We start from the raw sequence: 8,092 nt of genomic DNA on the forward strand, positions 1-8,092 counted from the left end.
GGGGTGACGCGGGTCTTCTCCAGCTGCGACTTGTGGATCATCGTGGTGACCGGGCCGTCCTGCTTGAAACCGCCCCGGTTGAGCCAGGTGCCGACCTCGCGCTCGATGGTGCCGAGCGTGGGCCTGCGCGAGGGGTCGGGCTGCAGCGCGGCGGCGAGCATGGCGCGGTGGGCGCTCTTCTCGGGCAGGTGCAGCTCGCCGCCACCGCGCGCGGCGGCCAGCAGCGCGGAGGCGGGATCGCCCTGGTCACCGCGCGGGGGCTGGCCGCTGAGCGCGTAGTTGATCGTGGCGGCCAGCTGCCAGGCGTCGGAGGCGGGGCTGGCGCTCTTGCCCGCGGCCACCTCGGGGGCGATGAAGTCCGGTGTGCCGAGCATGAAGCCCGCCGCGGTCAGGGTGGAGTCGCCGCGCTTGCGGGCGATGCCGAAGTCGATCAGGTGCGCGATGGCGGCGTCGTCGACGATCACGTTGGAGGGCTTCATGTCGCGGTGCAGCACGCCCTTGCTGTGCGCGGCGCTGAGCGCCCCGGACATGGTCACCCAGAGCCGGGCGGCCATCACGTCGTCGAGCAGGCCGTCCTCGGTGATGACGTCGCTGAGCGAGCGGCCCTCGATGTACTCCATCACGATGGCCAGCCCCTCCCCCTCGTTGACCAGGTCGTAGACCCGGACGCAGTTGGGGTGGCGGATCGAGGCGAGCGCGCGGGCCTCGCGCAGCATCCGCTCCTCGGCCTCGGCGTCGGGGGCGTGCGCGAGCTTGATCGCCACGGTGCGGCCGAGGTTGGTGTCCATGGCCAGCCACACCTTGCCGAAGCCGCCCTCGCCGAGCTGGCGGATGCGGCGGAAGCGGCCGCTGGCCTGGGGCATCTCGGCCTTGCCCGAGCCCGCGACGCCCGCGGCGGCGGCCATCGCGGCGGCACCGGCGGCCATGCCCATCGAGGACGGCGCGGCCTGCGCGGGCGGCGGGCCGCCGAGGGCGAAGGGCAGCGGGCCGGGCGTGTTGGCCAGGCCCGGGCGCTCCTGGGGCGGCGACTGCGGCTGGGACTGGGGCGGCGACTGTGGCGTGGCCGGGCGCGGCGGCGCCTGGTAGGGCTGCTGCTGGTTCTGCACCGGCTGCAGGTCCACCCTGGTCGGCGGGTGCTGCTGGTTGTGCTGGGCCTGATTGTGTTGGGGCTGGTTGCGCTGCGGCTGGGGCTGCTCGACCCGGGTCGGCGCGGGCGCCTGCTGCGGTCGTGCTGGCGGGATGGCCCGGCGGTCCACCTGGTCGGCTCCGTGTTCTGCGTGTGCTGAGGGTGCTGCGAGGGCCGGCTTCGCCTCGTGCGCGGACTCGCGACGGGCGCGGGCGGCGTCCGAGGCGCGGTCGATGGCCCGCTGGCCCGGCCCGCCGATCAGCCAGACCAGGATCGGTCCCACGATCGCGGCGAGCAGGAAGCCCGCCCAGAGGAAGCCCATCACACCCGCTTTCTTGTCCAGGGTCAGGAAGAACAGCGCCGCGAAGGAGCCGGTGAAGAACCAGACGGGGAAGCGGGCGCCCTTGCGGAAGGCCAGCATTCCCTGGAAGAACACCGACACCAGGACCAGCACGGGGATGCCGACCAGGACGGGCCAGCCGACCCAGCCGTGCCAGGTGCCGTTGGTCAGCACGGACTGGACGCTGTTGGTGGTCAGCAGCTGCCCCTGGCTGACCGCGCCGAAGCAGACGCCGGAGTTCAGGGTGAAGCCACCCGCGACGCCGTAGCCCTGGCGCATCGAGACGAGCAGGTTCGAGGAACCGCCCATGGCCAGCAGGGGCAGCGCGAGGGTGCTGAAGACGGCGATGAACGCGAACGGGATCAGGGTGACCAGCGACGTGCGGTTGCCGGTGACCTTGCGGATCAGCGCGATCGTCGCGGCGCCCGCCGTGGGCAGGAAACCGAAGAGCACGCCGGCGGCGATCAGCGTCCACGCCCAGTCACCAGGGCAGACGTCGAACCCGAACAAGCGGTGCAAGCCTTCCAGCACCGATTCGAGCGGCTCCACTGATCCCTCCTCGACCGTGGCGGGGCGCGGGTCCCCGCCCGCGCGGCCACGCTCCGCGACTACCCCACCCTATTCGTTCCCCCGGCGTTCCTGTCGCACCGTCGTGCCAACGTAGGGCCGGAAGTCACGAAGAGCACAAGATCGTCGGTGAACTCCTAACCGAACGGGCCGCGCGGACCGGGCACGCGCGCGCCCGCGTCGAGCTGGTCCCACCACCACGAGACGGTTGGCGCGGCGAGAGGTTGCGGCGGCACGGCCGGGACGTCCTGGATCGAGGGGCCGGCCGGTGCCGGACCGAAGCGCCACTCGGTGGTCCCGGCGACCGCGCGGCCCACCCCGGTGAGGTAGCGGCGCATCGCCGGGCCGGACAGCGGCGCCAGCTGCGCGCGCAGGCGCAGGAACAGCGCCAGCGCCCGGTCCCGCACGTCCACGGCGGCGTCGAAGGCCTCGGGCACGGACAGCGACGGATCGTCCACCCGCAGCGCGGAGACCAGGTTGAGCGCCGAGGGCTCGCCCTCGTGGTGGCAGGAGTGCAGGTCGAGGTCGGCCAGCGCCACCGTCCACGCCGCCTCGGTCGCGGCGCGCGCGACAGGGCCGTTCAGCTCCCACTCCGGCACCTCGGGCCCGAGCGCGAGCTCGACCTTCACGCCCATCACGGCCGCCCCGCCGCTCTGCGGGCGCAGCACCGCCCAGTCGGCGAAGCCGGGGCGCTGACCGCGTTCGACGAGGGCGCGCTCGGCGACCAGGCCGAGCCACCACGAGCGCACGGCCTCGGTGAAGCGGCGCAGCTGCAACGGGGAGACCATGCGGCGGCCCCGGCGCAGCAGGTCGCACAGCGCGAGCGCGAACGGGTCGCCGCCCGCGACCGGGGTCTCGGGCGCGTCGAGCACGTGACCGAATCGGACCACCCGGTCAAGGACCTCCGCCGAGCCGGACCGCGTCCGCTCCAGCTCGGCCCGCAGCAGCGCCGCCCAGCAGGTGTAGCGCGCCAGCAGCTCGGCCCGCTCGGGCAGCGCGTCGGGGAGGGTGCGCGCGCTGAACTCCACCAGCGCGACGTCGACGCCGGGAAGGCCGTGCGCGTCGAGCCAGCTCAGCGTGGTCTCGGCCAGCTCGGCGGCTCTGGGGTGCACGGCGGGGGCGATGGGTCGGTAGAGGCGCGAGAGCGCGAGCGACATGGTCATGCGGGACTCCTCCGGCGGCCGGACTCCCCATCAAACTGCGCTCACCCCACGGGTCAATCCCAGTACTGCCGGTTCACCCGAAGCGACGCAGCGTGACCGCTGGTTGTCTACTTTTGTCCAAAAATGAGCGATCGTTGCCATCAATCTCATTACTTCCGCCCGCTTCGGTGGCATGTTTGTCGGTGCGGGCTGGTATTGAGAGCTAGGCCACAACACCGGAAGACCCAGGGACCACCTCCGAGAACGCCGTTGTACGAAGGAGCCGATCGCATGAACGCCGATCGTTCGACCCCCGCATCGGGCCGCCTCCGCGGCCTCCGGATGGGCACCGCGCTGACGGCGGCGACCCTGCTCGCGCTGACCGGCTGCGCCAACCCGGAGGGCGGCGGGGCCAACCCCGGCGGGACCTCCGGCGGCGGCCAGCAGGTGACCAAGACCCAGGACGCGGGCGGGGCGGGCTGCACGCTGCAGCAGTACGGCGTGGACAAGCTGGACCTGACCAAGGCCACGGTCGGCTTCTCCCAGTCGGAGAAGGAGGCCAACCCGTTCCGGATCGCCGAGACCGCCTCGATCACCGCGGAGGCGAAGCGGGTCGGGGCGCGGCTGATCACCACCAACGCCAACTCCGACCTGGGCAAGCAGATCTCCGACATCCAGAGCATGCTCGCCCAGGGCGCGCAGCTGCTGATCGTGGCGCCGCTGAACTCCGAGGGCCTTGAGCCCGCGCTGCGCGCCGCGCGGGAGAAGAAGGTCCCGGTGATCACCGTGGACCGCAAGCTGTCCTCGGCCGCGCCGTGCAAGGACTACCTGACCTTCATCGGCTCCGACTTCGTCGACCAGGGCAAGCGGGCCGGTGAGGCGATGGCCAAGGCCACCGGCGGAAACGGCAAGGTGGCGATCCTGCTGGGCTCCTCCGGCAACAACGTGACCACCGACCGCACCAGCGGCTTCAAGGACTACCTGAAGGCCAGCGCGCCGGGCCTGCAGATCGTCGCCGAGCAGACCGGTGACTTCGCCCGCGAGAAGGGCCAGCAGGTCACCGAGCAGCTGTTGCAGGCCAACCCCGGGATCACCGCGATCTACGCGCAGAACGACGAGATGGCGCTCGGCGCGGTGACCGCGGTCCGCTCGGCCGGCAAGAAGCCCGGGACCGACATCAAGATCGTCTCGGTGGACGGCACGCGCAACGCGGTGGAGGGCATCGTCGCCGGTGACCTCAACGCGGTGATCGAGTCCAACCCGCGCTTCGGCCCCCTGGCCTTCTCCACGGCGCAGAAGTTCTACGCGGGCGAGACCATCACGCCGACGGTGATCATCCAGGACAAGTCCTACGACACCGCCAACGCCAAGGCCGAGGTCGCCAACGCCTACTAGGCGCGCACCACAACGACAGTAAGGGGTCAGCATGTCGTCCTCGGAGGACATGCCCGAGACCACGGCACAGGTGGTGCTGGAGGCCTCGGGGATACGCAAGTCCTTCGCGGGCGTGCACGCCCTGCGCGGGGTCGACTTCCGGCTCCGCGCGGGCGAGGTGCACGCGCTCGTCGGCGAGAACGGAGCGGGCAAGTCGACCCTGATCAAGGTGTTGACCGGGGTGTACCAACCGGATGACGGCGAGCTGCGCTACCTCGGCGAGCCGGTGTCCTTCGCCCGTCCGGCCGCCGCGCAGGAGGCGGGCATCAGCACGGTCTACCAGGAGGTCAACCTGGTGCCGTCGATGTCCGTCGCGCACAACCTGTACCTCGGGCGGGAACCGCGGTCGGGCTTCGGGCTGGTGGACTTCAGGGGGATGCGCCGCAACGCGGCGAACCTGTTGGAGGACCTGGGGATCGACGTGGACCCCAAGCGGCAGCTGGGTTCGCTCGGGCTCGGCGTGCAGCAGATGGTCGCGGTGGCGCGCGCGGTCAGCACCGACGCGCGCGTCGTGATCATGGACGAGCCGACCTCGTCGCTGGAGCCGCGTGAGGTGGAGACGCTGTTCGAGCTGATCCGCAGGCTGCACGAGCGCGACGTGGCGGTGGTGTACGTGAGCCACCGCATGGAGGAGCTGTTCCAGATCTGCGACGCCGTCACGGTTCTGCGCGACGGACGGCTTGTCCACAGTGGACCGATGTACGAGATGACGCGCTTGGAGCTGGTCTCGACGATGCTCGGCAGGCCGCTGAACGAGGTGCGCCGCGAGGGCACCACGGCCTTCGGCGGGGACCACGAGACGGGCTCGACGGCACTGCTGCGGGCAACCGGGTTGTCCCGGCGCGGCGTGCTCGGCGCGGTCGACCTTTCGGTGAAGCCGGGCGAGGTGCTCGGGCTGGGCGGACTGCTCGGTTCGGGGCGCAGCGAGACGGTGAAGGCGTTGGTGGGATTGCAACCCCTGGACGCCGGGGTGATCGAGGTCGACGGGAAGACGGTCCGCAAGGGCTCGGCGGCCTCGGCGATCCGGGCGGGCGTCGTGCTGGTGCCCGAGGACCGCAAGGCGGAGGGCATCATCCCGCACCTGTCGGTCAGGGAGAACATCGTGCTCGCGGCGCTGCCCCGGCTCTCCAGGGCCGGGATCGTGTCGCGGGCGCGGCAGGACAAGGTGGTCGCGACGTTCATGGAACGCTTGCGCATCAAGGCTTCCAGTCCGGAGCAGAAGGTCAACGAGCTCTCCGGTGGCAACCAGCAGAAGGTGATGCTGGCGCGCTGGCTGGCGATGAGCCCGAAGGTGCTGCTGCTGGACGAGCCGACGCGCGGCATCGACGTCGGCGCGAAGGCGGAGGTCCAGTCCCTGGTGGACGACCTCGCCGAGCAGGGCCTCGGCATCGTGCTGGTCTCCTCCGACCTGGAGGAGCTGGTCGAGGGAGCGGACCGGATCGTGGTGCTCAAGGACGGGTCGTCGGTGGCGGTGCTGACCGACTCCGACGTCTCCGTGGACGGCGTGATGTCAGCGATCGCCGAGGGAGGCACCGATGAGTGAGCTGGTGACGGCGGGCGTGCGGCCCGGCTCCCGCGCGCACCTCGTCGGGCTGGCGCGGGACTACGGCGTGTACGTGGCGCTGGGCCTGCTGGTGCTGGTGAACCTGGTGATCACGCCGAACTTCCTCTCCGTGGACAACCTCCGGACGCAGGCCGTGCAGGTCGTGCCGGTGCTCGTGGTCGCGCTCGGCATGGCGCTGGTCATCGGCACCAAGGGCGTCGACCTGTCGGTGGGGTCGGTGATGGCGCTGGCCACCGCGATGCTGCCGATGTACCTGGGCTACGGGCCCGTGGTGGCCGTGGTGATCTGCCTCGCGGTGGGCGCGGCGGCCGGGCTGCTCAACGGCTCGCTGGTGGCGTTCATCGGGGTGCAGCCGATCGTGGCGACGCTCGCGCTGCTCGTCGGCGGGCGTGGGTTGGCGCTGGTGATCTCCGGCGGTCAGCTGCGCGAGGTGCGCAACCCGGAGATCCGGGAGCTGGGCGCGGGTTCGGTGCTCGGCGTGCCGTACACCGTGCTGGTCGCGGTCGTGCTGGTGGTGCTGGTGTCGCTGCTGGTCGGGCGGACCACCTTCGGCCGCCAGCTCGTCGCGGTCGGCGGCAACCCCCGTGCCGCGGAGTTCGCCGGTCTGCCGGTGAAACGCGTGCTGCTCGGCGTGTACGTGCTCGCCGGGGTGCTCGCCGCGGTGGCCGGTGTGCTGGCGACGGCGCGGCTCACCGCGAGCGATCCGTCCCGGCTCGGCGAGCTGATCGAGCTGTCCGCGATCACCGCCGTGGTGGTCGGTGGGACGCCGCTCACCGGTGGGCGGGTGCGGGTGCTCGGCACGGTGGCGGGCGCGGTGCTGATGCAGCTGATCACCGCGACCCTGATCAAGAACGACGTGCCCGCCTCGGTGGCGCAGATGGCTCAGGCGCTGATCATCGTGGCAGCGGTGCTCGTGCAGCGGGAGAGGACCTCGTCGTGAGCACTTCCCAGGAGACCCGCTCGGGCGCCGTCGCGGGGATGGTGCAGCGGCACGGCGCGCTCGGCGTGCTGGTGCTGCTGCTCGTGGTCGGCGGCCTGGCCTTCGACACGTTCCTCACCGCCTACAACCTCGGCAACCTCGCGGTGCAGGCGTCATTCCTCGCGGTGATCGCGCTGGGCATGACGATGGTGATCGTCTCCGGCGGCATCGACCTGTCCGTCGGCTCGGTCTACGCGCTGTCCGGCGTGCTCGCCGCGTACTCGGCGCGATGGGGCCCGCTGGCCGCGCTGCTCGTGCCGCTGGCGGTCGCCGCCGCGATCGGCCTCGTGCAGGGTTTGTTGGTGGGCAAGGCGAAACTCGCGCCGTTCATCGTTACGCTCGGCGGGTTGCTGTTCGCGCGTGGGCTGTTGCAGTTCCTGACCGACGAGGGCGGGCAGACCTACCTCGTCCCGCGCGAGTCGGCCTTCCTCCAGCTCGGGCAGGGCAGCGTGCTCGGCGTCGGCGTGCCCGTGCTGATCGTGGTGCTGCTGTACGTGATCGGCGGGATCGTGTTGCAGCGCACCAGGTTCGGCATGCGGTTGTTCGCCATCGGCGGCGGCGAGGACGCGGCGAACCTGATGGGGCTCTCCGTCACCTCGACCAAGGTCGGCGTGTACGTGCTGTCGGCGACGCTGGCCGGGCTCGCGGGGGCGATGAACGCCGCGCAGCTCGGGTCGGGCGTCACCGTGATCGGCGTCGGCCTGGAGCTCAACGCGATCGCCGCCGTGGTGATCGGCGGGACGCTGCTCACCGGTGGCATGGGCAGCGTCAGCGGCACGCTCGCCGGAGTCGCGCTGCTCTTCGTCATCCAGGACCTGATCAACCAGGTCGGCGGCTTCAACTCCAACCTCCAGGCGGTCGTCAGCGGCGCCGTCCTGATCACCGTCGTCGTCCTCCAGACCCTGCTCTCCCGAGCCCGCCGCTAGGGCCTGTCCTCAAA

6 protein-coding genes are annotated in these 8,092 nt (G+C 71.5%); 4 read left to right on the plus strand and 2 right to left on the minus strand.

The genetic code is table 11. The annotated features are described in order from the left end of the window. Both CCN37_RS42460 and CCN37_RS32645 read right to left on the minus strand, forming a co-directional pair. The coding region (locus CCN37_RS42460) for a serine/threonine-protein kinase (protein WP_371505343.1) at positions 1–2,015 on the minus strand (2,015 nt) is incomplete at its 3' end. 155 nt (positions 2,016–2,170) lie between these two features. After that, positions 2,171–3,196 carry a hypothetical protein gene (locus CCN37_RS32645; RefSeq protein ID WP_086828371.1) on the minus strand — a complete coding sequence of 342 codons (1,026 nt, stop codon included), beginning with the start codon at positions 3,194–3,196 and terminating at the stop codon, positions 2,171–2,173. Positions 3,197–3,466: 270 nt separating this feature from the next. Here CCN37_RS32645 and CCN37_RS32650 point away from each other — a divergent pair, with 270 nt between their 5' ends. From CCN37_RS32650 to CCN37_RS32665, 4 genes are read left to right on the plus strand one after another with little or no spacing between them, the layout of a single operon-like run. Further along, entirely contained in the window at positions 3,467–4,570 is a 1,104-nt protein-coding gene (locus CCN37_RS32650) for an ABC transporter substrate-binding protein (protein ID WP_246843445.1), read from the plus strand. 31 nt (positions 4,571–4,601) lie between these two features. After that, on the plus strand, positions 4,602–6,152 hold the full coding sequence (locus tag CCN37_RS32655; protein WP_086828373.1) for a sugar ABC transporter ATP-binding protein: 1,551 nt from the start codon (positions 4,602–4,604) through the stop codon (positions 6,150–6,152). Then, positions 6,145–7,113 (plus strand): ABC transporter permease, encoded by a 969-nt coding sequence (locus CCN37_RS32660; RefSeq protein WP_086828375.1) that lies wholly within the window; start codon positions 6,145–6,147, stop codon positions 7,111–7,113. The genes CCN37_RS32655 and CCN37_RS32660 overlap by 8 nt, the downstream gene beginning before the upstream one ends. Beyond that, entirely contained in the window at positions 7,110–8,078 is a 969-nt protein-coding gene (locus CCN37_RS32665) for an ABC transporter permease (protein ID WP_371505346.1), read from the plus strand. Before CCN37_RS32660 ends, CCN37_RS32665 begins: the two co-directional genes overlap by 4 nt. Positions 8,079–8,092: the final 14 nt, after the last annotated feature.

The sequence above is a fragment of the Allokutzneria sp. NRRL B-24872 genome (assembly GCF_002155965.1).
Taxonomy (GTDB): domain Bacteria; phylum Actinomycetota; class Actinomycetes; order Mycobacteriales; family Pseudonocardiaceae; genus Allokutzneria.